We start from the raw sequence: 26,820 nt of genomic DNA on the forward strand, positions 1-26,820 counted from the left end.
CTCCCTGCTCCCCTTGTGCAAGAGGAGAAGGGAAGGCGTTACTCCCTGCTCGGCTCTCGCCCCTTGAAGTCCTTGGCCAACAGATAAAGCTCCACCGACTCATCGCGCGATGCCGGTGGCTTGACGTGGTGGACGGAGCGGAAATTCTTCTTGAGCATCGAGAGCAGTTCGTTCTCGGCGCCGCCCTGAAAAGTCTTGGCCAGGAAATGGCCGCCGGGCTTCAAGACCGACAGCGCGAAATCGGCCGCCACCTCGCACAGATGCATGGTGCGGATATGGTCGGTCCGTTTGTGGCCGGTGGTGGGTGCGGCCATGTCGGACAGCACGACATCAGGATCCCCGCCCAGCGCTTCGGCGAGCTTTTGCGGCGCCTGCGGATCAAGAAAATCCAGCAGCAGCACCGGCGCGCCAGGCACGGCGTCCATTTCGAGATAATCGATGCCGACGACATGCGGATGCTCGGCCGTCGATTTCGTGCGCGCGGCCGCGACCTGACACCAGCCGCCGGGAGCGGCACCGAGGTCGATCACCTTCATGCCGGGTTTCAAGAGGTGGTGCTTGTCATCGATCTCGATCAGCTTGTAGGCCGCGCGCGAGCGATAACCGTCGGCTTTGGAGCGCTGGACATAGGGATCGTTGATGTGGCGCTGCAGCCAGCGACGCGACGATTCCTTCAAGCCGCTTTTCTTCTTGATCCGCGTTTTCAGCACGCGAATGCTGGCGGACCCTGGTTTTTCCGGTTTCTTGGTCATTGCCTGATTTCTTGTTTGAGCATGATCATGCCCTAGCACGCCCATCGTTGCGCCAGGCGCCGTCATCGGCCATCAGTTCGCTCAATATGCCCTCGCGCAGGCCCCGGTCGGCGACGCGCAGCCGCTCCGAGGGCCAGACGGCGCGGATTGCCTCGAGGATAGCACAGCCGGCGAGCACGAGATCGGCGCGGTCAGCACCGATGCAGGGGTTGGCGCAGCGCTGCTGGAAATCCCAGCCGACCAGTCTCTCCACCATGCGGTCGACGCTGTCGCGGTCCATCCACAGGCCGTCGACCCGGCGGCGATCGTAGCGTTCGAGGTCGAGATGGACGCCGGCCAGCGTCGTCACCGTCCCCGAAGTGCCCAACAGATGGAAATTCGGGCTGGCCTTGAGATGGCTCAACCGATCGCGGCCATCGAAAGCGGCCAGCCTGCCGGCGACGTCGTCGACCATGGCGGTGAAGATCTCGCGCGTTACGGTGCGGCCGCCAAAGCGTTCCGCCAATGACACGACGCCGACCGGCAGCGATGTCCACGAAACGATATGATTGGCGAGGCGTGGCGAACGGCGGCCGGTGAGATCGATCAGCGCTATCTCGGAGGAGCCGCCGCCGATGTCGAACAGGACGACGCCTTGCGTGTCGCGCTCGACCAGCGAACCGCAGCCGGAAACAGCAAGGCGGGCTTCGGTCTGGCGGTCGATGATCTCGAGCTTCAGGCCGGCTTCGCGTTCGACACGATCGAGGAACTCGACGCCGTTTTCGGCGGTGCGGCAGGCTTCGGTGGCGATCAGCCTTGCCTTCCTGATCTTGCGGCCGCGCAGTTTGTCGCCGCAGACCTTCAGCGCCTCAACCGCGCGGTCCATCGCCGGCTGGCCGAGCCGGCCATTGGCGGTGAGCCCCTCGCCCAGCCTGACGATGCGCGAGAAGGCATCGATGACGCGGAACTGGCCGTGACGCGTGGGGACGGCGACCAGCAGCCGGCAATTGTTGGTGCCGAGGTCCAGCGCCGCAAAGACCGGAAGCTCGTGCACCGGCGGCCTGCGGTGTCCTTGCTCGGGGCGTGGGATTGGAACGACGGGCGAGATCGCCGCAGCGGCAACAGGCTTCAGCTCCACTGCCGCGACAGCGGCCTTGCCTTGTGCCGGCGATCGATTGTCCCCGGGGCGCGCATCGTCGCGCGCAAAAACCTTGCGCCCACGCCTTCGCTTGCGCCGTTTCTTGGGCTTGCCCTTCTGGTTGTGGGTCGCGTCGCCTGCCTGCCCATTCACGGAGCGAGGCTCCGTCGGGCGGCGTTGCTGCCAACCGGCTGTCCCCGGGCCTGACGATCCCGGGGAAGCGCTGGACGCGCCCACCTCCGGCGCGCCTGCGCCGGTGTCGCGGTCTTCCACTGTCGTTCCTTCCGGCGCCGCGCGAACCGGTGACGGACGCAGCAGGCGCTTTGGCATGTTTCAAGTTGCCGCCAGACTAACAGTGCTGTGGCCGATCACCAAGGGCCGCATGCTGAATTTTGCCGGCCGGGGCGCGAACCGCCTTTTCGCTGCACCGCCGTAATGTACCGGCAAGGCTGGATTGATAACGCGGCGCCAGCGAAGACCGCGCCCGTCGAAGCCGATGCCCTCGCCGCTTGTCAGCGTTTTGCGCCCCGTCCAGTGCAGGCAGGTCTTGCCGGCATCAGGCGCGACAAGTGTTCGCGGTTGAATAGCCGGCTTCAATGAGGCATTTCTGAAATGAATGGGGAATGCGGGGCGGTTGGCCTCTCGACAGAAAAGGAAGCGGATACACAAGGCATGGCAGTCTGGCAATGAACTGGAAACGCTATTTCTGGCCGGTCGTCGGCATCGGCGCGGTGATCTTCTCGCTGCTGCTGCTCTGGCATGAATTGCGCGGCATCTCGCTGGATGACGTCTGGGACGGGCTGGCGGCCATTCCGGCTCGCGACTGGATACTGGCAGGCTTGAGTTCGGTCGTCGCCTATGCCGCGCTCGCCGGCTACGATCACATCGCGCTGCTGCATATCGGCAGACGAGTGTCGTGGCTGTTCGTCACGCTCTGCTCCTTCACCACCTATGCGCTGTCGCACAATATCGGCGGTTCGGTGTTTTCCGGCGCCGTCATCCGCTACCGCGCATACGGCACCAGGGGCCTGACCGGCCAGGAAGTCGGCGTATTGGTAGCGGTCTGCTGGATAACCTTCGTGCTGTCGACGATACTCGCCTCGGGCCTTGTGCTGGTGTTCGAGCCGCAGATTATCGACCGATTCTCCGGCATCGCCCATCACGGCCTGTCGGAGGCGGCAGGCGTCGCGATGCTGATCCTCATCGCAGCCTATATATTCGGCAGTTGGCTGCATCTGCGCCCGTTGACGATCGGCAGCTTCCAATTGCACTATCCGGCGCTGCCGATCGTCGCGCGGCAATTGCTGATCGGCCCGATCGAACTGCTCGCCGCCGCGGCGATCATCTTCTTCGCCCTGCCCGAAGTGCACAATCCCGGCTATTTCGTCGTGCTGGGCGTCTTCCTCGTCTCCTTCTCGGTCGCCCAGATCTCGCACGCGCCGGGTGGCCTCGGCGTGTTCGAGGTGGTGTTCCTGGCCGGGCTTTCCGACATGGACCCGGTCGGCGTGCTGGCGGCGCTGCTGGTGTTCCGGCTGTTTTATCTGATCATCCCGCTGTTTCTGGGCCTGGGCATCGTGCTGTTCTTCGAACGCTCGCAATTCAGCCGCAAGGAGAGCTGAGGCATCGGATCGGACTTTGCACCCGCGTTGTGCGCGCCATATGAACGAGGCGCCTGATACCAGCGGCCGAAACGTTGCGATTGAACCGCAGAGCAGGCTTGACTATTTTCCGCTGGCGGCTACAAGGCAGCGCTCAAGCGGCTCAGCCGTTCGGCCCGCGCGGTCCATGACCGCGCCTGCTGGGGAATAGGTTAACGGTAGACCCACGGACTCTGACTCCGTTAGTCCTGGTTCGAATCCAGGTTCCCCAGCCAAACTGGATGCCCTGTGGATAGCTTGTTGCCACGAGCTTCTGCTGCTGCAGCCGCCGTTTCCGCAAGTCAATCAAATGGTTACCTGAAGGCGGCACAGACTTCGCCTCGGTTCCATTCGCAGCACCAGATGTAGGAGCTTCTCGTTAGGAAGCTGCCGGACGAACAGTCGGCTGGCTTCGCGACCCAGTCCAGGAGCCAAACGCCGTCGTCCATGGAGATTCGTCACGTTGCACATAAACGTCGGCCACATTGATCGCGACAGACGCACATGCGCCGGCCCTTGCAATCAGCGGTGCCATCACCAGTTCCGGGCCGATGGCGGCGACACCATTATCGGTGCGATCGCAGAAGCGATCAAACGACGAACACGTCGTGATAGGTCAGGGCCGCCCCGGGCTCCAGATGGGCGATTTCCACCTGTGGGGCCGATTTCGAGCCGTCGGGATCATAGGACAGAACGCCCGTGGTCCGGTTGTAGAGAAGGTAATCGTTGCTGTGGGCGGCGTGTTCTTGCAACTCGAAATACGACGAGTTCACCTGTGTCGGGCTGGACAAGGAACCGGGGCCGAGCTTGGTGAAGACGGCACTGTCGAGATATAGCGCGTCATGTTCCGCGTCGAAGTCGGTGATTGTGGCGACATTGCCGGGGCCATAGGCCGTGTCAAACACGAAGGTGTCCTCGCCCCTGCCACCGGTCAGCACGTCGTTGCCACCCAGGCCCCGCAGTGTATCGTTGCCAGCCTGGGCGTCAAAGGTATTGGCCGCGCCAGTGCCGATAAATGTATCGTTCCCGGCCGTTCCGTGGGTCGGGTCGGTCGGAGGTGGCGGTGTCGGGTCGGTCGGCGGGGTCGGAGGTGACGGTATCGGGTCCGTCCCGTCATGGGCTGCGTGCCAGGCCGCCTTGGCGTGGTCCCAATAGTCGCGGGCGGCCTGGCCCTGAAGGACCGTCCAGCCGGCGGGCGGCTTTGGATAATCCGCCGGCAGCGGCGTGTCGGAGAGGTTGAGATAGTAATTGCCGTGCGACTCGACCGTCTTGTCCCAGGCGTGCTGCAGCCGCCCCTGGCCGTTGTGGTGAACGTCGGTGATCGCCACCACGCAGTCGACAAAGTGCAGGCTGGGCGAGATATCGTTGGCGCCTGTGCCGTCGGCGAGTTTGAATGGCGAACCGTGGGTGATCACGCCTTTGCGAAGGTACTCTCCCATGCCCAGAAGCATGCCATCCATGGTGACCGAGTTGCCAGACCCATTCACCTCACCGTCGCCAAGGCTCACTCCGGAAAACACGTGGTCGAACAGCGAATCCCGGATGGTGCCGCCGATGACGTCGTCGTCCTCGACCGCGTCGTCTCGTGAGTTGCCGACATAGCTGTCCTCGATAAGAAAGGTGCCGGTGCCGCCGACGCGGATGCCATCCCAGGGCTGGGTGATCGTAAAGTCGTCGATGACAAAGCTGTGGGCTGAATTCACACGGACTGCGGCGGAGTTAACGTAGATGTTCTCCCAGTCGCCGGTTTGGGACACCGTGCCGTTGATCGTGCCGCCCAAAGCCACGAGGTTGTCGCCGGGGTTGACGACCGCGAAGGGATAGAGGTTAGTGGGGCTTCCCTGATTGGCAACGATCCACGAGGCGCTGGTGGCATCGATTGTGGTGTCGGCGGGCAGACCGGATACCTTGTATTGGCGGTAGCCGTAGTCGTCACTCAAGACAATGGTGTTCGTATTGGCCATGTTCGGCCACCTTTCACACCCCCGCCCTTTTTTCTGCCCAAACGCCTGAAGCCAGAAAGGCCTGCACCTACCAGAGCCCCGTTAACCATATCGTGCAAATCACAAAATGTAAAAATAATGGACGTCCCTCGCAAAAAAGCTGTCGCGCAGCGATTTCAGCGGGGCCCGACGTCCTATATGCCTATATGCTTGGCGCATTAGCACGGGAGAAAGGTGTGTCCCGAGAGCGTGACGCGCATATGTGGCGCGAAGCCGGGAAGCTTGCGGCGTCTGGCGACTATGAAGGATGGCTTGCCATTGAATGGGAGCTTCGTAGCAGAGGATTCTCACGCGCCAAGCTGCTGTTTGATAACGACCGGGTCCGCGAAAAATTGGATGACATCTGTAAGAAGGCACAGGAGCAACGCGCCCACGCCAACCGGACCTAAAGGCCCGAAGCGCGGCGATCTTGCCCTTCACCGATCGCATGTGGGCTGCCATTCCCGTATAAGGCCGCCTGATGGTCACTGACACCGAGTTCATCCGCGAAAGCATCAGCCAAGGCTGCGTGATGCTGGCCGATGGCGAGTCCTTCATCGACAGGTTGGTGAAGTATGTCGGCAACGGGAGAGTCCGGTGGCACGTCGAATTTCGTGGACATCGAATCGAGCTGACGACCGGCCAGCTCAGAAGCAGCCTACCTTCCGAAGGAAGATGCTCGAACAGGCCGGCATGCTGCCGGCTCAGCGTACCGGGGCCAATTGCAGGCGATGGGCTATCGATCTGAGGAAGAACGCTATCGAGCTTCCGTGGCGCGATAGACCGGTCGATGCCGGATTCGCCGTCGACAGGCTTGTCAGCCATGGGAGCGTCCGGTGGATAGTTGAATACCAAGGCAAGGCAATCAAATTCACGACCACCAAACTGCGCAGGCAAACTAGTTTTCGCAAGAGGATGCTGCTCAAGGCCAAGGTGCTGCCGCCCCAACTGGACCCAATTGCCTATCGAAAGTGGATGGATTGGCTGATTCAAAACGCCACGGAGGCGGTACCGCAGACCCGCGATGCCTTGATGACCGAGAAAAGTTGGCTTGACGACCTGCCGGAGCTAGCCGGCTGGCAAAAAGAAGCGCCACCCGAAAGCGACTAACAGGGCGCCGGCCGACCTTCCCGGGCGGTTAATTTCCGATCATGGAATGCTGAAGGGCACCGATTCCGCAACCGTTCCATCAATGGCCAAATCAACACGATAGGTGCCCTCCGGCCATCCCGCCGTAGGTTTGGTGAGTTGTGAATCAGCCTCGTTGTTCGCTCCGACGTCGAGGTCGACCTTGTCGATAGTATAGTTTTCTGGTGCGGCGCCGTGGGAATCGACCGAGACCCAGGAGAATGTGATTTTCGATGTGGGCGCGATATCCACCAAATCGGCCGACACATAAATCACCGGTGTGTCGACAGGGAAGCTGCTCTGAGGCGTTCCCCCGTCCTTCGTCGCGGAAAGGACAATGTTATCGAAGCCGGCCGCATGGGCCGGCAAGCTGAGGGCCGCCAAGGCGGCAACGGCAACTAGAACTGATTTCAAGACTTACTCCTCGGACTTGGTTACTGGCCCGCAAATCTGGGGGCGAATGGCGCTAAGGGCGGATGCCTTCAGCCCAGCCATTTGTCATAGTCGGCCACCAGCAAGTGCAGTGGCTGCGTGTCTTCCTCGATATCGGCGAAACGGCCGATCGGCTCGCGGAAGACATTGTCGGTGCGATCGTCATTGACGGTCGATACCTCGCCGATCAGGACATCCTTGCCTTCGGCCCAGAAGGCGTGCCAGACGCCGGGCAAAAGCGTGACGCTCTGGCCCGGATCGAGCTTCAACAGCCCGCCCGCCGGCAGCCTGTGAATGGTTCCGTCGACCGGCACCGACACCTCGGCCTTGGGGTCGATACCGCCATCGCGATCATGCATGAACAGTTCAAGCACCAGCTTGCCGCCGCCGCGGTTGATGATGTCCTCGGCCTTGATGTTGTGGCGGTGCATCGGCGACATCTGCTCCTTGCGCGAGATCATGATCTTCTCGGCATAGAGCATGCCCATGCCCTTCTTCATGTCCTCGTAGCGACCGTTGCGAACGGTGAACAGGAACAGGCCGAGTTCGTCGAACTTACCCTGGCCGTAGTCGGTGATGTCCCAGCCGAGCCGTGAGGTGAAGATGGCCGAGGAATCGACCTGGCGCGCCTTCATCTCTTCCGGCGACCAGTAGGCGAAGGGCGGCATGATGTAGCCGAACGAGCGGATGAAAGCGTCGGCTTCGCGGATGATATCGTTGATTGCGGAGCGTTTCATGATCATGACCCCTGGTGTCGGTTTTTCCGATAGATCGCATAGCCGAACGCCGGTGCGGTGTCGATCCATTCTGCTATTCGAGCCTTGCGCGTTCCCGACCATGGCCCACTGATCCGGCCCGCTGGCCGCGTGACATCGCTTGCTTTCAGGCTCATAAACCCTGCGAATTTTCACAGAGATAGCCGATGCCGACGATCCATGATCTCGATACGCCGTCGATCCTCATCGACGCCGCACGCGCCGAAGCCAACATCGCCAGAGCGCAAGCCCATGCCGACAAGAACGGACTGAAACTCAGGCCGCACATCAAGACGCACAAGCTGCCTTATTGGGCGAAGAAGCAAATGGCGGCTGGCGCCGTCGGCATCACTTGCCAGAAGATCGGCGAGGCCGAGGTGATGGCCGATGCCGGGCTGACGGATATCTTTCTCCCCTACAACATCCTTGGGCGCGCCAAGCTCGAACGGCTGAAGGCGCTGCATGGCCGCGTGAAGCTGTCGGTGACGGCTGACAGCGCGCAGACGCTGGAAGGGCTCGCCGCCACCTTCATCGATGCCGGGCACCCGCTCTCGGTATTGGTCGAATGCGACACCGGCATGGGACGCTGCGGCGTGCAGACTGCCAATGAAGCGGTTGCGCTGGCGAGGGTGATGGACAAGGCCGGCGGCCTTGCCTTCGGCGGACTGATGACCTATCCGGCCGCCGGCCGGGCCGTGGAGGCCGAAGCCTGGCTTGCCGACGCCAAACAGGCGCTGGCCGCCTCGGGTCTCGCTTGCGAACGCATCTCCAGCGGCGGCACGCCTGACATGTGGCGTTCCGCCGATGCCTCCGTCATTACCGAATACCGGCCCGGCACCTATGTCTATCTCGACCGTTACCAGGTCGCCAAAGGCGTCGGCACAATAAACGATTGCGCGCTGACGGTGCTCGCAACCGTGGTCAGCCATCCGACAGCGACGCGCGCCATTCTCGATGCCGGCAGCAAGGCCTTGTCCAGCGACACGCTGGGGCTAAAGGATTTCGGAGAGTTGATGGGCGTGCCGGGAGCGCTGGTGACGGGCCTGAGCGAGGAGCACGGTACGGTCACGCTGTCGGGCGATGGCAAGCTGCGCATTGGCGAACGCGTGCGGGTGGTGCCGGACCATTGCTGCGTCGTCACCAACCTGTTCAACGAGGTCAATCTGATCGACGGTGAGAAGGTGCTGGAAACGCTGCCGGTGGCGGCACGCGGATTGATGGGGTGAATTTCTAGGCCGGACGCTCCGCCTGCCGCGCCGCCACCCGCCGCATGGCAATGACGCGGCGGCGCCGGATTTCGGTGCGCATGGCCATCAGATGCAGCGTGAAGAAGAGCGCGGTGAAGCCGACGGCCATCACCAGCAGCGGCCAGAGCAGGCTGGGATCGATGGTCGGACCGCCGAGCCTGAACACGGAAGCCGGCTGGTGCAGCGTGTTCCACCAGTCGACCGAGAATTTGATGATCGGGATGTTGATGAAGCCGACCAGCGTGATGATGGCGGCGGCCCAGGCGGCACGGCTGGCATCATCCAGCGCACGGGTCAGCGCGATGATGCCGAGATACATCAGGAACAGCACGAAGACCGAGGTCAGCCTTGCGTCCCAGACCCACCAGGTGCCCCACATCGGCTTGCCCCAGATCGAGCCCGTGATCAGCGCCAGCGCGGTGAAGACGGCACCGATGGGGGCCGCTGATTTGAGCGCGACATCGGCTAGCGGATGGCGCCAGACCAGCGTGCCGAGGGCAGACAGCGCCATCAGCGTGTAGCACATCATGGCGAGCCAGGCGAAAGGCACATGGATGTACATGATGCGAACGGTGATGCCTTGCTGGAAATCCTCGGGCGCGGTGAAGCTCATATAGAGGCCGACGGCGAGGACGAGCGCGGCGAGCGCCGCCAACCACGGTACAAGCTTGTCGGCCATCCCGACGAACCGCGTCGGATTGGCAAGATCGGCCCAGCCGCCCAGGCGTGAGGTGGTGTCACTCATGCGACTTTACATAGACCGCCGATGCGTTTGGGGCAATCGAGCGGTGGTGTCGCAGGCGTAGAAGCGTCTTCCTTCCCTCTTGTGGGGGAAGGAAGAACCGGCTCAGGCGGCCTCACCCTGTACGGAGCGGCTGAGGCGGCGGACTTCCTCGTCATTGAGCAGGCCGCCGGCGCGCAGCAGGCTGGCGAAGCGGCCGTTGCGCAGCGACAGTTCGGCGAAGCCACCCATCTCGACCACCTTGCCCTTGTCCATGAACACGACCAGATCGGCGTCGCGGACGGTGGTCAGGCGGTGGGCGATGATGAAGGTGGTGCGGTCGCGACGCAATTCGTCGATCGCTTCCTTGACGCGATCCTCGGTCTCGACGTCGAGTGCGCTGGTCGCCTCGTCGAGCACCAGGATCGGAGCATCCTTCAGCACGGCACGGGCGATGGCGATCCGCTGGCGCTCGCCGCCAGACAACTGGCCGCCACGTTCGCCGACCACCGTGTCGTAGCCGTTGCTCTTGGCCAGGATGAAATCCTGCGCCGCGGCCGCGGAGGCGGCGGCATGGATTTCTTCGTTGGTCGCGTCGGCACGGCCGACCCGGATGTTGTCCTCGATCGAGCGGTTGAGAAGCCCGGCATCCTGGAACACGGTGGCGATCGAATGGCGCAGCGACTTGCGGGTCACCGTGCGGGTATCGATGCCGTCGATCAGGATACGGCCGCTGGACGGCGAGAAGACGCGCTGCAGCAAATTGATGAGCGTGGTCTTGCCCGCACCCGTCGGCCCGACAATGGCGACGGTCTGGCCTGCCTGGACCTCGAAGGACACATCGCTGACGCCCTGGCCCGAATTGGCGAACTCGAAGCTGACATCCTCGAAACGGACATGGCCGGTGACGTTGGCAAGGTCGCGCAGGCCATCCGGCTCGGCGGTATCGGCGGCCGAGTCCTCGAGCTTATAGAAATCCTCAAGCTTGGCGCGGGCTTCCGAAATCTGAGTGGTGAAGGCCGACATCTGGTCGAGACGGGCGATCAGCATCCCGGCAAAGCCGGTGAAGGCCACGACATCGCCGACGCGGAGCTGGCCACGGGTGACGAGATACGCGCCGATTGACAGCACGATCATCATCGAAATGGTCGAGGACAGGCGGTTCAGCGCATTGGCAATCGCCCACCAGTCGAGCACAGGATTCTGCGCGTCGAGCAGGCCCTTGACGTAACGCTTCAACGCCGCGGTCTCATGGCCGATGCGGTTGTAGCTCTGCAGCACGGCGACATTGCTGACGCTGTCGGTCACATGGGCAAACACGGTATGATAGTGACGCTCGACGGCGGTCTGCCCTGCCTTGGTGCGGCGCATGACGATACGGCCGATGCCCACGTAAAGGACGCCAAGGCCAAGCAGCACAATGGACATGCGGACGTCCATCGCAAGCGCGGTCGGGACCAGCAGCACCAGCGCGATGGCCGTCGAAAGATGCACGCGCATGAATTCGAGCCACAAGCTGAAAAGGGTTTCAACGGCGCGCAGCAGCGTGTGCAGCGAATTGGAAGTGCCGCGCTGGTGATGCCAGGCGAGCGGCATGGTGATTACGCGCTCGAAGGACTGGCACAACACTTCCGAACGACGGGCATGGGCGAAGCGATCGGCGCCACGCGCCACCAGCACGAAGGCCATGACATTGAAGAGACCGAGAGCTGCCCAGACCGCGAGCGTCGAAAACACCGGACCTTTTTCGGAAATAGCGCCGATCACCCGGCCTAAAAGGATCGGCTCAAGGATCGCGATGGCTGCAAGCGCGACGTTGGCCGCACAGATCAGCGCGACGCGCTTCTTGTCGGCAGCCAGATATCCCAGCGCTCTCCAATAGATCTGCAGAAGTGACACTTTAGCTACTCCGCCAACTTTCTATTGTGCCCAATACCAATATTGTGCACTGCACCATTTCGTAACACCTAACGGTTGATGCGTCGCAAAACAATGCCCGTCTATCGCTTCCGTTCCCGTTTAGCGAACAAAAGATGACGACGATACGAAATCTGACGTGATCACCTAACGGTTTGAGATAAAAGGTGAAATGTCAGCCTTGCGGCAAAATCGTGGCAGTAGCGGAGCGCTGCCACATTTTTAATCACCGCGAGCTTGCACGGTCGGTTTCACGCGTCTTTGGCGGACGCCCCACAGATCGCGCGCAAGTAAACAGGACGCGGCGGCGCGCGTCCGGAGGACGCGCGCGCTTCTGACATAACCTGCTGATTTTACGCTGGTATCTTGACCACGACCTCGGTCTGGCCGCCGGCTTTGGGTTCAAAGGACGCCGCTTTTGTCTTCGATCCGTTGACTTCGAGCGAGATCGTCTTGGCCTTTTTGTCGCGAACGACCTGGACCTTGATGTCGGCGCCCAGCATCTTGAGCGAAGCCTGGTAGCCATCCCAGTGGCTGGGCAGCTTCGGCCGGAATGTGATCTGCTTGCCGCGCCGTTCGATGCCCAGGATGCCTTCGACCGCCGCCCGGTAGAGCCAGCCCGCCGAGCCGGTGTACCAAGTCCAGCCGCCGCGCCCACCCTTGTCGTCCCCGGCATAGATATCGGCCGCCACTACATAGGGTTCGACGCGGTAGTGCTCGGTCGACGCCTCGTCGAACGCGTGGTTGACCGGGTTCAGCATCGAGAAGCAGCGATAGGCTTCATCGGTCTGCCCCATCTGGGCGAGCGCAATGACGAACCAGGTGGCGGCATGGGTGTACTGGCCGCCATTCTCGCGCACGCCAGGCGGATAGCTCTTGATGTAGCCGGGATCCTTCTGCGTCTTCGAGAAGGGTGGAGTGAACAGTTTGACGATCTTGAGATGATCGTCGACGAGCAGCTTCGTCGCCTGCTGCATAGCCGTGGTCGACCGCGCCGGGTCGCCCTCGCCCGAAAGCACGCTCCAGGACTGGGCGATGGAGTCGATCTTGCACTCTTGCGATGTACGCGACCCCAAAGGCGTGCCGTCATCGAAACTGCCGCGCCGGTACCATTCGCCATCCCATGCCGTGCTTTCGAGCGCTCGCTTCAGCGCGTCGGCATGCTTTGTCCAGGCCTGTGCGCGCTTGGTGTCGCCCTCGGTCCTGGCGACCGCGGCGAAGTCGCCCAGCGTCTTCAGCAGGAACCAGCCCAGCCACACGCTCTCACCCTTGCCGTGCTCGCCGACGCGGTTCATGCCGTCGTTCCAGTCGCCGCCGAGAATCAACGGCAGGCCGGCTGGACTGCTGCGCTTGATGGCGAGGTCGAGCGCACGCGCGCAGTGGTCGTACAGCGACACCGTCTTCTTCGAGATTTCCGGGGTGAAAAAGGCGTCGTGCTCGCCTTCGCCCAGCACCTGTCCGTCGAGGAAAGGCAGTTGCTCCTTCAGGATGGTGGCGTCGCCGGTCACCAAGAGATAGCGGGCCGTGGCGTGGGCGAGCCACACCACGTCGTCGGAGATCAGGGTACGCACGCCGGCGCCGGTGCGCGGCAACCACCAATGCTGCACGTCGCCTTCCGGGAACTGCCGCCGCGCGGCATTGAGGATCTGGTCGCGCGCCAGCGTGGGATCATGCGCCAGCAAGGCGAGTGTGTCCTGCAACTGGTCGCGGAAGCCGAAGGCGCCGCTTGCCTGATAGAAAGCCGAGCGGGCGCGGATGCGGCAGGCAAGGCTCTGATAAGGCAGCCAGTGATTGACCATGGCATCGAGCGCCTTGTCGGGCGTCTCGACCTGGATGGTGTCGAGGAAGGCGCGCCATTCGCGCTCATTGTCGGCCAGGCGCTGGTCGAAATCCTTGCCCCGGTGCTTCTGCACCAGCGCGCTCGCCTGCGCCGAAGACTCGGCATCGCCAAGCAGCCAGATGAGCGTGACGTCGCCGCCAGCCTGAATCTCGATGTCGCGGGCGATCGCCGCGCAAGGATCATCTCCGGCCTCGACGCGGCCTGAGAGAGCCGCGCCGCTCAGCACCGCCTGCGGCAACTCGCTGGACCCGTGCCGGCCGAGGAACTCGGCCCGGTCTGATGTCACCGAGTGGACGCCGGTGTCGGCGGCGAGGAAGGCCACCCGCTCGCTGAAATCGAGCCCGTAGGGATTTTGCGCCAGCAGCGCGCCGGTGGCACCGTCGCGGGACGGCACTATAGTTGCCGCGGTGCGCGACCGATGCCCGCCAAGCACCCATTCGGCATAGGCGTAAACGCGCAGCCGGGCCGGTACCGGGCCGGAATTCTGGATGCGCAGCCGCGTGATCTTCACCGGATCGATGGGATCGACGACATGGGTCAGGTCCATCGACAACGGTCCGCGCTTCGAGCGGAAGGTCGAGAAGCCCTGGCCATGCCAGGCTTCGTAGGTCATCGAGGGATCGCGCACCACCGCGGCGATCGGCGAGAATGCCTTGCCGCTGGCTTGATCATAGATATAGACCCCCTCGCCCGGCCGGTTGGAAACCGGGTCGTTCGACCATGGCGTCAACTGGTAGTCGCGGCTGTTGCGGCTCCAGGTGAAGGCAGCACCTTCGGCCGAGGTGTGGAAGCCGAACGAGGCGTTGGAGACGACGTTGATCCAGGGTTGCGGCGTGGTACGCCCGCCAGTCAGGCGCACCACATAGTGCCGCCCGTCGCCGTCGAAGCCGCCAAAACCGTTCCACTGGCTAAGGCCGGAGCCATCGGCACTGACATCGGCCCCCGCCTGCGAGGCAAATGCATGCATCTGCGGTGCGGGCGCCGGAATTTCGCGCGGGCTTGGCAACCCTGCCGGCTGCAGGCCATCGCGCGCCTGCAGTGCGGCCGCCTCGGCCCGTTCGATCTGGTCGAAAATGGTGCCATTGCGCGTATGCAGCACAACCCGGGCGACGGCGAGCAGCGTCTTATAGGTGGTTTCCTCCATCAGGTCGCGGCGCACCGCGAAAATGTGCTGGCGGGGTCCGAGTTCCTTGCCACGCAAGCGGCTGTTTTCGCAAAGCGTTTCGACCGCGCGCTGCAGATCCTGGACATAGGAGGAAGCCTGCTCGTTGACGACGACGAAGTCGATCATCATGCCGCGGGTGCGCATATATTCCTGGAAGCGCAATGCCTGGGCAACGATCTCCAGATCGGCAACGTCGCCGATCCTGACCAGGAAGATCGGGTAATCGCCCGAAATGCTTGTCGGCCACAGGCTCGACTGCTTGCCCAATCCGGAAGCAACGGACTCGGCCGGCAGCCGCAGGAACGGGTCGGGATAGATCAGATAGCGCGCCAGTTTCTGCACATTGGCCGCATCGGTCAGGCTGAGGCCCATATGGCGGGTCTGCACCTGGCTGCGCGTCCAGGCAAGCATGGCCTGGCGAGCAAAGCTCTCCTGATGGTCGAGCCGGCTTATGGCCTCTTCCAGTTCGGCGCGGTTGGCCCCGACGACTGTCCAGAAGGTCAGCGATACCTTCTTGTTGGCGGGCACGCGCACCTGCCGGCGCAGCGAGGCGACGGGATCGAGCGTGAAGCCGGAATGGCCGCCCAGCCTGGCGCCTGGATCGAAAGCGGCGGCATCGACGATGGTGCGGCCACGGCCGATGAAGGCGCGCCTGTCGGTCTCGGCTTCGGCATCACGCGCCGGTCCCGACGGATCGGTGACGAAATGCACCAGGGTGACATCGGGCTCGCTGGTTTCGCGCTTGCGGCGCGTGGCGAAGATCGCGCCATTGTTGGCGGCGATCTCGGTTTCCACGAACATCTTCGAGAAAGCAGGATGCGCGTTGTCGGAAGCCTCCGAGCCCAGCACCAGCTCGGCAAAGGACGTCACTTCGATGTGACGGTCTGACGTGCTCTCATTGTAGAGCGTGATCCGGCGGCCCTCGCCATTGCCCTCGGAAACGACGATGCATTCCACCTCGGAGCGCAGCGTGCCGGCGGTTTTGACAAAGCTCGCCTTGTCGTCGGAAAACAAGGTTTGCGTCTTTTCCTCGACGGCGCGTCTGGGCTCCGATGTCGCCGACCACCAGTCGCCGGTGGCGGCGTCGCGCAGGAAGATGTAGGAGCCAAGCCGGTCCTCGACGGGGTCGGGCTGCCAGCGGGTGACGGAAAGATCGCCCCAGCGGCTGTAGCCGGAGCCGGTCGCGGTCACCATCACCGAATAGCGGCCGTTCGACATCACATTGGTCGAACGCAGCGCCCGCACGGGATCGAGCACGATGCGGGTATCGGGGCTCTCGGTTTCGGTCTCGTCCTTGGAGCGCTCGTCGGCCTCGGTGCGGACGGTGGCGGTCGGAATATCGCGCGGCGCCCTCTCCTGCAGCAGCAGTTCGGCCGATTCAATGACCGGATCGCTGTGGAAGCGATCGCGCAGGCGACCTTCGAAGATGGCGTCGGCGACGGCGGCGATCGACATGCCCGAATGGTGGGCATAGTAGTTCAGCACGACCGCTTGGTTGGTGCCTTCCGGCACGCGCTGCGGCGTGAAGTCGACCGCATCATAATAGCCATGACGGCCAAGCGCGCCGATCTCGCGCAGCCGGGCCAGATTCTGCACCGCTTCGCGCGGGTTGAACTGCGCCGCCATGATAGTCGCGTAAGGCGCGATTACCGTATTCTGGCCAAGGCCGCGCTTGAGCCCAAGCCCCGGCACGCCGAAATTGGTGTACTGATAGGTCAATTCGCGGTCGCGGGCGTTGTAGGCCGCTTCCGAGATGCCCCACGGCACGTTCTTCTGGCGACCGTACTGCATCTGGCGCTTGATGATCAGCTTGCTGGTCTGGTTGAGGATGGAGCCTTGCGGCTCCTTCATCACCAGCGGCGGCATCAGGTACTCGAACATCGAGCCGGACCACGACATCAGCGCGCCCTGGAAGCCGATCTCGACGATGGGGCGGCCGAGCCTGAACCAGTGTTCGGTTGGCAGATCGCCCTTGGCGATGGCAAACAGGCTGGTCAGCCGCGCCTCGGAAGCCAGAAGATCGTAGCAGCTTTCGTCGAGCTGATGTTCCTCGACCCGGTAGCCGATCGACAAAAGCTTGCGCTCCGGCCGCATCAGGAAGGCGAATTCCATCTCGAAGGCGAAACGACGGGTGCGCTCGCGCAAGGTGAGCAGCTTGGCACGCAGAGCCTCGACAGCGTTTTCGTCGCTGTGGGCGTCGTGGACGTGCGCCTCGCAGGTGGCTTCGAGCCTTGCCGCCCAGTCGACGATGACGTCACTCTGCGGTGATGCGGCCTCGGTGTGAATGGCGGTGGCGAGCTTGCGGATTTCGCCGGCCAGCACCGCCAGGTTGATGGTGCGGATCGACGCCATTTCCGGCTGGGCCTTGATCGTGTCGACGGCGCGCCGCATGCCGTCGAGGCGATCGACAAGCCGTTGGCGCAACGGGCGCAACTGACGGCGGTCGTCGGGCAGTTCATCGAGGCTTTCGCTCAGGATGGTCACCGTGTCGAGAATGCCTTCGAAATCGCCCTGCAGGTGGACGGAAGGCGCTTCCGCCCATTCGGCGCAGGCCGCCGCCACCGCCACCAGGTGACCGGCGAGATTGCCGCTGTCGACAGCCGAGATATAGAGCGGATAGAGCGGCTTGAGCGTCGTGGTGTCGTACCAGTTGAAGAGATGGCCGCGGCTGCGCGGCATGCTCTCGATGGTCGTCATGGTTGCATCGATGCGGGTGATGGCATCGGAAAGGCTGATCCAGCCGAAATCGCGCGCCGAAACGACCGAGAGCAGGTAGACGCCGATATTGGTCGGCGAGGTGCGCGGCGCCACGACGGGCGCCGGGCTCTCCTGGAAATTATCCGGCGGCAGATTGTGATGTTCTGCCGTGACGAAGGTTTCGAAATAGTGCCAGGTGCGCCGCGCCACGGTGCGCAGCGTATGGATGTCGGCTTGCGATATGCGCAGCCGGTCCTCGGTTTCGGCGGAGCGGCTGATCCAGCTGGCGATCGCCGGCGAACCGATCCAGAACAAGGCAAAGAAGAAGGCGACGAAGGCACCGGTGGAGTCGGCGAGCACCGGAATGGCGAGGCCGACAAAGCCGATGATCACGGCGCCATACATCATGCCGTAATAGGAGCCGACATCGTTGTCGCCCGCCTTGTGCGCCTGCGAGGCGGTGCGCCATTCCAGGAGGTTCTGCCGGCTGACGAACAGCCGGTAGAGCGTGCGCACAATGGCATCGCCCATCATCCAGGCGTTATGTGCCATCAGCACGATCTTCAGCGCCACCATGGCGGTGCCGAAGGCGACGTCGCGCGCCAGCGCCGAGAAATGGCCGCGCGGCGTCTGGTCGCCGCTCTTGGGCAGAATGGCGTTGACCACGTCGAAGGTCGGCGCCATGAACAGGCTGAGGATCAGCAAGGCCTGCCACTGCGCGGCCTGCGTGAACGGCAGCAAGGTCCAGCCGGCGATCGCCGCCATCACCCAAAAGATCGGCGTCAGCGAGCGGCGCAGATTGTCGACCATCTTCCAGCGCGACAAGGCCGGAACGCCGGAACGAGGATTAAAGATGTAGCCCAAAAGCTGCCAGTCGCCGCGCGCCCAGCGATGGTGGCGCGAGGCATCGACCGAGTAGCGGGTCGGGTAATCCTCGACCAGTTCGACGTCGGTGACCAGTGCGGCGCGCGCCAGGGCACCTTCGAGCAGATCGTGGCTGAGGATGGTGTTTTCCTCGATGCGGCCCTGCAAGGCGGCCTCGAAGGCATCGACATGATAGAGGCCCTTGCCGGTGAAGGATCCGTCGCTGAAGACGTCCTGATAGAGGTCCGAAACAGCGAAGACATAGGGATCAAGGCCGCGATTGGCCGAGAAGACGCGCTGGAAGAACGAGGCTTCGTCGCCGCTGGTGAGTGAAGCGGTGATGCGCGGCTGCAGTATGGTGTAACCGGCGGTCACGACGCGCCTCGTGGCGTCGAAGTGCGGACGGTTGAGCGGATGGCAAAGCTTGCCGACCAGGCTCGATACCGCATCGCGGGTGGTGCGGGTATCGGCGTCGAGCGTCATCACATGGACGACCTTTTCCGGCAGCGGGACTTCGAGCGGCAGGAAGGTGGTATCGCTGTCGCCGCGCAGCAAGAGGTCGAGTTCGTGCAGCTTGCCGCGCTTGCGTTCCCAGCCCATCCAGCACCCTTGACCGGCATTGTAGAGCCGGCGGCGGTGCAGGATATAGAAGCGCGGCGCGCCGTCGGAGGGATAGCGCGCGTTGAGACGGGCGATTTCGGCGCGGGCGAAGTCGAGGATCTCGGTATCCGCCGCATCGATCTCGATCTTGCTGTCGGGCCAATCCGAAAGCAGCGCGAAATGGATCTCGTCCGCCAGATTGGCAAGGTAATGCACTTCGATGTTGCGGATGTTTTCCTCGACATCGTCACGCGAGCCGATCAGCGACGGCACGACCACCAGGGTGCGCGCCTCGGGCGGCACACCGTGCCTGTAGTCGTAACCGATAAGGCGTGTCGGCTTAAGGAACAGCGAGACCACGGTGTTGAAGAAAGCGAGCGCGCCTTCGCTGGCCGGCACGGCAAACAGAGCCAGCATCAGCACGATCGACGGCACCGACAGGCCGAGATTGGAAAGGGCGTTGCCGGACAGGACAAGCAGCAGGACGGTCAGCGCGAAGACGGGCAGGACGATGCCCAGCCAGCCGGTCTTGGCGAAGGTCCGCTTGACCGTCTGGCTGATCGTGGGCCGGTAACCGATCGCTTTTTCCAGTTCCAGCCGGCGCGGGCCAACGACGTAAAAACCGACATCGGTATGAGCGAATGCAATCTGGGCGTCCACTCCCCCTCCGCTCTCCGGGACGGTTTCACCGACGGCGTGGCCGGCCAGTTCAATGGCTTTTTCGGCGACACGGTACTCCGAAAGGTTCGAGCGGCGAGCCAGTTCCTCGATCGCGGTGCGGTATTGATCGCGCGAGAAGAAGTCGAGCGCGGCAAAATCGGTGCGCTCGCGCAGCACGGTATCGATGCGGCTGACGCCTTCGAACCACACCGTCCAGTCGACGTCGTTGATAAGGCGCAGGCCGCGGACGATGTTGCCGGTGGTCACATTGCCGCTGGACAGCGTCTGGTGCTCGGAAATGATGATTTCCTCGGCATCCGAGCCGGTCTTCTCGAGTTCGCCTTCCAGCCACTCCAGCGCCTTGCCGGCGTTCTGCGATCCGTCACGCAGGCGATAGAGAAGCTGAGTAGCAAAGGTGGTGTCCTGCGCATGCGCGCTGAAATTGGCGAGGATCGCCTGCCGATCCGGATTGTCGTCGGTCGCCAGCACCTTGTCGGCCACGTCATTGGCGATCTGGCGCATCTGGCGGGTGCGGTTGACCCTGACCGCCAGGCGACGGAGGTTCTCGATCAGCACGAAACGCAGAAGGGACGGCAGTGCCCAGAGTTCACCAATCTTCAGCGGTTCGACCGACTGAAAACCCTGGACGATAGACTTGAACATGGTCGCCGAGACGGAACTGTCGGAATGCGCGACATAAGTCCAGGCCAGCGCCAATGCGCGCGGCACGGTGCCGCCATCGGGCAGTTTCAGGGTCGGCAATTGCCGGTAAAAGCGGCGCGGCAGGTCGCGTTTGACCTGGAAAATGGTTTCCTCGATCAGATAGTTGTTGTCGAGCAGCCACTGCGCGGCCGGCGTGATGGTTTCGCCCCTCACCTGCGCGGCATTGGTAGACCGGTAGACTTCGAGGATCTTCTTGGCGCTGTCACGGATACGGGCTTGAAAGTCGAACGGTATCAGACCGAACAGATCCGTCAGATCGCCCTTGGCCAGGCTTTCGCCGAGCAGCCGGAGCCGTTCCTCCGGCAGGAATGTGGATCTTATCGGCTCTTCCGTGATGACTGGGAAGCTCGCGCTTGTCTTCTCGATCTGGGCTAGGTTCGTCTGAATATTCATTGAAAATTCCGTAAGCGGGCACTCAGCGGCGTCACCGCCACGGCAATGGCCCTAAAACCGGTTCGAATGCAATCGGTTGCATCAACCCTAAGCCGAAAGTTTATTTCCGCACCACGACGGAGCGTCATCTTTCGACCAATCCAAAGACGAGCGCCTCTCGCTCCCGTCGGGATCGATCGACGGAGAGGATTCGGGCTTTTTCGTGATGCCAGTGCCAGCTTACGCTATATTTCGCCAGCGTCGCGATCATGTTTGGAAACAGGCGGTAACCGTTGGGGCGAAGCGCGTCAGGCGGCAGCGATTATCCGGATCACGAAAAGGGTCGCATCCGGTGCGGGCTGAACCCGCAAGACAGAGGCGTCCGGCCCGAGCAGCAGGGTGTCGAGCGGTCCGACACGAATAGGCGCGGCGCCGGGGAAAATGGCATGGCCTCTGTGACAAAGGATAAGGGTGGGACCGGCCTCGGCTGGGATTTCCGCAGGCGTCGAAATCGCCAGACGCTCGACCGAATGCAATATGCGGCCGCGGCGGGTCATGACGTTGAGATCGGTGATCGGGCCGGCGATCAGCGCGGCACTCGTCGGCTGGTCGGCTGGAAAGGAAAATGGCTGGGAAGCCGCTGTCACCCGCTGCGGCGGACGGCCCGCGACATCAAGCACGATCCCCTCACCTTTCAGCACCGACAGCGTGCGGTCGATGCCGGCAAAATTGGAGAACGGCCCGCTGCGTTCGACCCGGGCCATCGAGACGCGCCAGTCGAAATCGTCGAGCCCGGCACCATCGGGCGAGACGGCGATCTCGGTCGTCGTACCGCCGCCGTTCTTCCACGGCATGACGCGGTAATCGGTGGCACGAAAGACACGCATCACGTCAGCCGCTATCCGAGAATGCCCGGCAGATTGAGCTGGTGCTCCTTGGCGCATTCGATCGCGATGTCATAGCCGGCGTCGGCATGGCGCATGACGCCGGTCGCCGGGTCGTTCCACAGAACGCGCTCCAGCCGCCTTGCAGCGTCCGGCGTGCCGTCGGCAACGATGACCATGCCGGCATGCTGGGAGAAGCCCATGCCGACGCCGCCGCCATGGTGCAGCGATACCCAGGTCGCGCCCGAAGCCGTGTTGAGCAGCGCATTGAGCAGCGGCCAGTCGGAGACGGCGTCGGAACCATCCTTCATCGCTTCCGTCTCGCGGTTCGGCGAAGCGACCGAACCCGAATCGAGGTGATCGCGACCGATGACGACCGGCGCCTTGAGTTCGCCCTTGGCCACCATTTCGTTGAAGGCGAGGCCCAATCGGTGGCGATCGCCAAGACCAACCCAGCAGATGCGCGCCGGCAACCCCTGGAAGGAAATCCGCTCGCGGGCCATGTCCAGCCAATTGTGCAGATGGGTGTTGCCGGGGGTGAGTTCACGCACCTTGGCGTCGGTCTTGTAGATATCCTCCGGATCGCCGGAGAGTGCTGCCCAGCGGAACGGGCCGATGCCGCGGCAGAAGAGCGGACGGATGTAGGCCGGCACGAAGCCGGGGAACGCAAAGGCGTTTTCAAACCCTTCGTCCTTGGCGACCTGGCGGATGTTGTTGCCATAGTCGAGTGTCGGCACGCCGGCGTTCCAGAACGCGACCATCGCCTCGACATGCTCGCGCATGGAGGCGCGCGCCGCATTCTCGACCGCCCGGGGGTCGCTGACGCGCTTTTCGCGCCACTCGGCCATCGTCCAGCCCTTCGGCAGATAACCATTGATGGGGTCGTGCGCCGAGGTCTGGTCGGTGACCATATCGGGGCGAATGCCGCGCTTGAACATCTCGGGCACGATCTCGGCGGCGTTGCCGAGCAGGCCGACGGACTTCGCCTCGCCGGCCTTGGTCCAGCGCTCGATCATTTCCATGGCCTCGTCGAGCGTCTCGGCCTTCTCGTCGACATAGCGGGTGCGCAAGCGGAAATCGATCGAATCCGGATTGCATTCGATCGCCAGGCAGCAGGCGCCGGCCATGACGGCGGCCAATGGCTGGGCGCCGCCCATGCCGCCCAGGCCGCCGGTCAGGATCCATTTTCCCTTGAGATTGCCGCCATAATGCTGGCGGCCGGCTTCGACGAAGGTCTCGTAGGTGCCCTGCACGATGCCTTGCGTGCCGATGTAGATCCAGGAGCCGGCCGTCATCTGGCCGTACATCATCAGGCCCTTCTTATCGAGCTCGTTGAATTTCTCCCAGGTCGCCCAGTGCGGCACCAGGTTGGAGTTGGCGATCAGCACACGCGGCGCATCGGGGTGGGTACGGAACACGCCGGCCGGCTTGCCGGACTGCACCAGCAGCGTCTCGTCCTCGCCAAGCGTCTTCAGCGACGCAACGATCTGATCGAAATCGTTCCAGGTACGCGCCGCCCGGCCGATGCCGCCATAGACGACCAGTTCATTGGGGTTCTCGGCGACATCAGGATCAAGATTGTTCATCAGCATGCGCAGCGGCGCTTCAGTCGTCCAATACCGGGCATTGAGCTTGTCGCCGCGGGGGCTGCGCACTTCGCGGATGTTGTGACGGGGGTCGGTCATCATTGTCCCTTTCGGATGAGGCGGCGCGTCAGCGCCCGGCCCAGTCAATGGCGGTTTGGAGAATCTGCGTCAGCGTGGCGCGGATGGGCGCGGCGAACGCGGCATCGTAGGGCGCGGGCCAATTGTCCGGTGTGCCCTTCCCGTCCGGCTCGCGCATGTAGCCGCGGTTGGAGAGCTCCATCTGCAGCGCATGCACGCCCTGATGCGGCTGGCCGAAATGGCGCGTGATCCAGCCGCCCTTGAAGCGTCCGTTGACGACAAAGGTCTCACCGGTTTCTGCCATGATCTGGTTGACCATCGCCTGCAACGCCGGATCAGCGCTCCTGCCGTCGTTCGTGCCGAGGTTGAACACCGGCAGCGTGCCTTCGAAGAGGCGTGGCAGCACCGAGCGGATCGAATGGCAGTCGTAGAGGACAATCTTGCCATGCAAGGTGCGCAACCTGTCGATCTCGGCCTGCAAGGCGGCGTGATAGGGTGCAAAGAATTTCTCGCGGCGCTCGTCGATCTCCGACGGTCCCGGCTCTTCGCCCTCGCGATAGAGCGGATCGCCGTCGAAGGTTTCGGTTGGGCATAGGCCAGTGGTTGCCTGGCCGGGATAGAGCGAGGCGCCGGATGGATCGCGGTTGACGTCGATGACGGTGCGCGAGATCGCGGTGTGCACGACCGTAGCGCCGAGACCGCCGGCGAAATCATAGAGATTGTCGATCCACCAGTCGCAATCGCGGCGACCAAGCCATGGCGAGATAAGCCGGTTTTCGAGGCCGGCGAGGTCGACACCGGTGTGCGGGATCGACACCAGAAGCGGTGCCGTGCCTCGTTTTATTGCCAGCCAAGAAGGTGTCATTGCGCAATCCCCGGCAGCGCCACGGCGCTCGCGGCCTTCGCGACTGCACCGCTACGTACCATGGCGATCGCCTTTTCCATGTCGGGGTGGAAGTGCCGGTCATTGTCGAGATGCGGCACCTCGGCGCGAACCAGCTTGCGCACGGCTTCAAGCGCCGCACTCGAGGCGAGTGGTGCATGGAAATCGCAGCCTTGCGCGGCGGCCAGCAATTCAATGCCGATAACAGCCGTCGCATTCTCGATCATGCCGATCAGCCGGCGCGCGCCATGCGCAGCCATCGAGACATGGTCTTCCTGGTTGGCCGAGGTCGGGATGGAATCGACGCTGGCCGGATAGGCTTTCTGCTTGTTTTCCGAGACAAGTGCTGCCGCCGTCACCTGCGGGATCATGAAGCCGGAGTTCAGGCCGGGCTTGGGCGTCAGGAAGGCGGGCATGCCTGACAGCGCGGGATCGACCAGCATGGCGATGCGGCGTTCCGACAGCGAGCCGATCTCGCAGACGGCAAGCGCGACCATGTCGGCGGCGAAGGCGACCGGCTCGGCGTGGAAATTGCCGCCGGAGAGCGCCGTGTCGTCCTCGGCGAAGATCAGCGGATTGTCGGTAACGCCATTGGCTTCGGTTTCGAGCGTATCGGCGGCCTTGCGCAGGACATCGAGCGCCGCGCCCATGACTTGCGGCTGGCAACGCAGGCAATAAGGATCCTGTACACGCTCGTCGCCGAGCCGGTGCGACTCGCGGATGGCGCTGCCGGCCATCAGATTGCGCAAGGCATCCGCGGTCTCGATCTGGCCGCGATGCTTTCTCAACATATGGATGCGCGGATCGAAGGGGGCGTCGGAACCCTTTGCCGCGTCGGTCGAGAGCGCGCCGGCGACAAGCGCCGACTGGTAGAGTACTTCGGCCTCGAACAGGGCGGCCAGCGCATAGGCCGTCGAAAATTGCGTGCCGTTGAGCAGCGCAAGGCCTTCCTTGGCGCCCAATGTCACGGGCTCCAGCCCATGCGAGACGAACGCGACCTTCGCCGGGAAGCGGCCATGCGGGGTAAAGCATTCGCCGACACCGATCATCACCGCCGTCATGTGCGACAGCGGCGCAAGGTCGCCGGAGGCGCCGACCGAACCTTGCGCCGGCACCACCGGGATGACATCGTTGGCCAGCATCGCTTCGAGCAACTCGATGGTTTGCGAGCGCACACCGGAGGCACCCTGCGCCAGGCTCGCAAGTTTCAGCGCCATCATCAGCCGGGCAACGGCAACAGGCATCGGCTCGCCGACGCCCGCGGCATGCGAAAGCACGATGTTGCGCTGCAGGGTCTCGAGATCCTCGGCGGGGATGCGCACGCTGGCCAGCTTGCCGAAACCGGTATTGATCCCATAGACCGGCTCACCCTTGGCGACGATGCGCGCGACAGCTTCGGCGCTTGCCTTGATTTTTGGGCGGCAGGCACCGTCCAGTTTCGGCACGGCGCCACGGTAGATGGCGCGCCAGTCGGCCAGCGTCGCATTGCCGGGCTTCAGCGTCAGTTCGGTCATTGTCCTCTCCAGATGCGGGCATGCAGCGGGTTGAAGCCCATGCGGTAGACGAGTTCGGCGGGGCGCTCGATGTCCCAGATCGCCAGGTCGGCGGATTTGCCCGGTTGCAGCGTGCCGGTCTCGTCGAGCAGGCCCAGCGCACGCGCCGCTTCGCGGGTGACGCCGGCAAGGCATTCGTCGACCGTCATGCCGAACAGGGTCGCCGCCATGTTCATGGTCAGAAGCAGCGAGGTCAGCGGCGAAGTGCCGGGATTGTTGTCGGTGGCCACCGCCATTTTGACGCCAAGCTGGCGGAACAGGGCGATCGGCGGCTTCTTGGTCTCGCGGATGAAGTAGTAGGCGCCGGGCAGGATCGTCGCCACTGTCCCCGCCTTAGCCATCGCCATGGCGCCCGCCTCGTCGGTGTATTCGAGATGATCGGCCGACAATGCACCATAGCGGGCGGCGAATTCAGCGCCATGCAGGTTGGACAGTTGGTCGGCGTGGAGTTTTACGGGCAAGCCGAGCGCCCTGGCCTTGTCGAACACGCGAGACATCTGCTCGGATGAAAAGGCGATACCTTCACAGAACCCGTCGACGGCATCGGCCAAGCCTTCCGCGGCGACGCCGGGAAGGATCGTTTTGGCGACGAGATCGATGAAAGCGTCCTTGTCGCCCTTGGCTTCGGGCGGCAGCGCGTGGGCTGCGAGACATGTGGTGCGAACCATCACCGGGCGTTCACTGCCCAGTTGCCGCGCGGCGCGCAGCGATTTCCTCTCGTTTTCGAGATCGAGACCATAGCCCGACTTTATTTCAACGGTGGTGACGCCTTCGGCCATCAGCGCATCGAGGCGCGGCAGCGTCTGGGCAACCAGGTCGTCCTCGCTGGCCGCACGCAAGGATTTGACCGAGGAAACGATGCCACCGCCGGCCCTGGCGACCTCTTCATACGTGGCGCCGGCCAGCCGCATCTCGAACTCGTTGGCGCGGTTCCCGGCATGAATAAGATGGGTGTGGCAGTCGATCAGGCCGGGCGTGATCCAGCGGCCCTCGCAATCGATGATCTCGCCCTGGGCAAACGCCGACGGCATCTCGGATTGCGAACCCGCATAGACAATGCGGCCATCGCGCGCGGCGAGCGCGCCTTGCTCGACGATACCCAGTCCGGCAGAATTTTCAGCCATGGTCGCCAGACGCGCATTGCGCCACAGGCGAAGCCCGCCTGCCGGGTTTTTGCTCTCTACGGCCATCATCTTTTCCGTTTCAATCGGTGGCGATTATGTATAT

Annotated in this window: 16 protein-coding genes, 1 tRNA gene and 1 pseudogene; 4 read left to right on the forward strand and 14 right to left on the reverse strand. The window is 63.3% G+C overall.

What is annotated here, in order from left to right:
• Positions 1 to 38: 38 nt before the first annotated feature.
• From M653_RS0109240 to M653_RS1000000136635, 3 genes are read right to left on the reverse strand one after another with little or no spacing between them, the layout of a single operon-like run.
• Positions 39 to 752 (reverse strand): RlmE family RNA methyltransferase, encoded by a 714-nt coding sequence (locus tag M653_RS0109240; RefSeq protein ID WP_027143095.1) that lies wholly within the window; start codon positions 750 to 752, stop codon positions 39 to 41.
• 25 nt (positions 753 to 777) lie between these two features.
• Complete coding sequence (locus tag M653_RS0109245) at positions 778 to 2,142, reverse strand: Ppx/GppA phosphatase family protein (protein ID WP_027143096.1); 1,365 nt, start codon at positions 2,140 to 2,142, stop codon at positions 778 to 780.
• A gap of 60 nt (positions 2,143 to 2,202) precedes the next feature.
• Positions 2,203 to 2,466, reverse strand: a complete 264-nt coding sequence (locus M653_RS1000000136635; RefSeq protein ID WP_156938171.1) for a hypothetical protein — start codon at positions 2,464 to 2,466, stop codon at positions 2,203 to 2,205.
• Between the two features lie 89 nt (positions 2,467 to 2,555).
• Between M653_RS1000000136635 and M653_RS0109255 the strand changes: the two genes are divergently transcribed.
• Positions 2,556 to 3,488, forward strand: a complete 933-nt coding sequence (locus tag M653_RS0109255; protein WP_027143097.1) for a lysylphosphatidylglycerol synthase domain-containing protein — start codon at positions 2,556 to 2,558, stop codon at positions 3,486 to 3,488.
• Between the two features lie 180 nt (positions 3,489 to 3,668).
• A tRNA-Gln gene (locus M653_RS0109260) sits at positions 3,669 to 3,742 on the forward strand.
• Between the two features lie 354 nt (positions 3,743 to 4,096).
• Here the strand turns inward: M653_RS0109260 and M653_RS0109265 are convergent.
• Positions 4,097 to 5,470: a calcium-binding protein gene (locus M653_RS0109265; RefSeq protein ID WP_032935149.1), complete on the reverse strand. Its 1,374-nt coding sequence runs from the start codon at positions 5,468 to 5,470 to the stop codon at positions 4,097 to 4,099.
• Positions 5,471 to 5,969: 499 nt separating this feature from the next.
• Here M653_RS0109265 and M653_RS1000000134340 point away from each other — a divergent pair.
• Positions 5,970 to 6,598, forward strand: a pseudogene (locus M653_RS1000000134340) (hypothetical protein).
• A 39-nt stretch (positions 6,599 to 6,637) separates the two neighbouring features.
• On the opposite strand, the gene M653_RS0109280 reads toward M653_RS1000000134340, so the two are convergent.
• Both M653_RS0109280 and M653_RS0109285 read right to left on the reverse strand, forming a co-directional pair.
• Positions 6,638 to 7,030 carry a hypothetical protein gene (locus M653_RS0109280; protein ID WP_027143100.1) on the reverse strand — a complete coding sequence of 131 codons (393 nt, stop codon included), beginning with the start codon at positions 7,028 to 7,030 and terminating at the stop codon, positions 6,638 to 6,640.
• Between the two features lie 68 nt (positions 7,031 to 7,098).
• Positions 7,099 to 7,785, reverse strand: a complete 687-nt coding sequence (locus tag M653_RS0109285) for a D-lyxose/D-mannose family sugar isomerase (RefSeq protein ID WP_027143101.1) — start codon at positions 7,783 to 7,785, stop codon at positions 7,099 to 7,101.
• Between the two features lie 185 nt (positions 7,786 to 7,970).
• Between M653_RS0109285 and M653_RS0109290 the strand changes: the two genes are divergently transcribed.
• Positions 7,971 to 9,029, forward strand: coding sequence for a D-TA family PLP-dependent enzyme (locus M653_RS0109290; protein WP_027143102.1), 1,059 nt, complete (start codon positions 7,971 to 7,973; stop codon positions 9,027 to 9,029).
• A gap of 4 nt (positions 9,030 to 9,033) precedes the next feature.
• Here M653_RS0109290 and M653_RS0109295 read toward each other — a convergent pair whose 3' ends face one another.
• The 8 genes from M653_RS0109295 to hutI form a co-directional block, all read right to left on the reverse strand.
• Positions 9,034 to 9,795: a heme ABC transporter permease gene (locus tag M653_RS0109295; protein WP_027143103.1), complete on the reverse strand. Its 762-nt coding sequence runs from the start codon at positions 9,793 to 9,795 to the stop codon at positions 9,034 to 9,036.
• 102 nt (positions 9,796 to 9,897) lie between these two features.
• Positions 9,898 to 11,670: a glucan ABC transporter ATP-binding protein/ permease gene (locus tag M653_RS0109300; RefSeq protein ID WP_027143104.1), complete on the reverse strand. Its 1,773-nt coding sequence runs from the start codon at positions 11,668 to 11,670 to the stop codon at positions 9,898 to 9,900.
• 371 nt (positions 11,671 to 12,041) lie between these two features.
• Positions 12,042 to 20,630: a glucoamylase family protein gene (locus M653_RS0109305; RefSeq protein WP_027143105.1), complete on the reverse strand. Its 8,589-nt coding sequence runs from the start codon at positions 20,628 to 20,630 to the stop codon at positions 12,042 to 12,044.
• A 287-nt stretch (positions 20,631 to 20,917) separates the two neighbouring features.
• Complete coding sequence (locus M653_RS0109310; protein WP_027143106.1) at positions 20,918 to 21,496, reverse strand: HutD family protein; 579 nt, start codon at positions 21,494 to 21,496, stop codon at positions 20,918 to 20,920.
• Between the two features lie 11 nt (positions 21,497 to 21,507).
• Complete coding sequence (gene hutU, locus M653_RS0109315; RefSeq protein WP_027143107.1) at positions 21,508 to 23,178, reverse strand: urocanate hydratase; 1,671 nt, start codon at positions 23,176 to 23,178, stop codon at positions 21,508 to 21,510.
• A gap of 28 nt (positions 23,179 to 23,206) precedes the next feature.
• On the reverse strand, positions 23,207 to 24,022 hold the full coding sequence (gene hutG, locus M653_RS0109320; protein ID WP_027143108.1) for an N-formylglutamate deformylase: 816 nt from the start codon (positions 24,020 to 24,022) through the stop codon (positions 23,207 to 23,209).
• The gene (gene hutH, locus M653_RS0109325) at positions 24,019 to 25,554 is read right to left on the reverse strand and encodes a histidine ammonia-lyase (protein ID WP_027143109.1); all 1,536 of its coding nucleotides are present in this window, start codon (positions 25,552 to 25,554) and stop codon (positions 24,019 to 24,021) included. The genes hutG and hutH overlap by 4 nt, the downstream gene beginning before the upstream one ends.
• A complete protein-coding gene (gene hutI / locus M653_RS0109330) occupies positions 25,551 to 26,783 on the reverse strand; it encodes an imidazolonepropionase (RefSeq protein ID WP_027143110.1) in 1,233 nt (410 codons plus the stop codon). The genes hutH and hutI overlap by 4 nt, the downstream gene beginning before the upstream one ends.
• Positions 26,784 to 26,820: the final 37 nt, after the last annotated feature.

The sequence above is a fragment of the Mesorhizobium sp. WSM3626 genome (assembly GCF_000513935.1).
Lineage (GTDB): Bacteria > Pseudomonadota > Alphaproteobacteria > Rhizobiales > Rhizobiaceae > Mesorhizobium > Mesorhizobium salmacidum.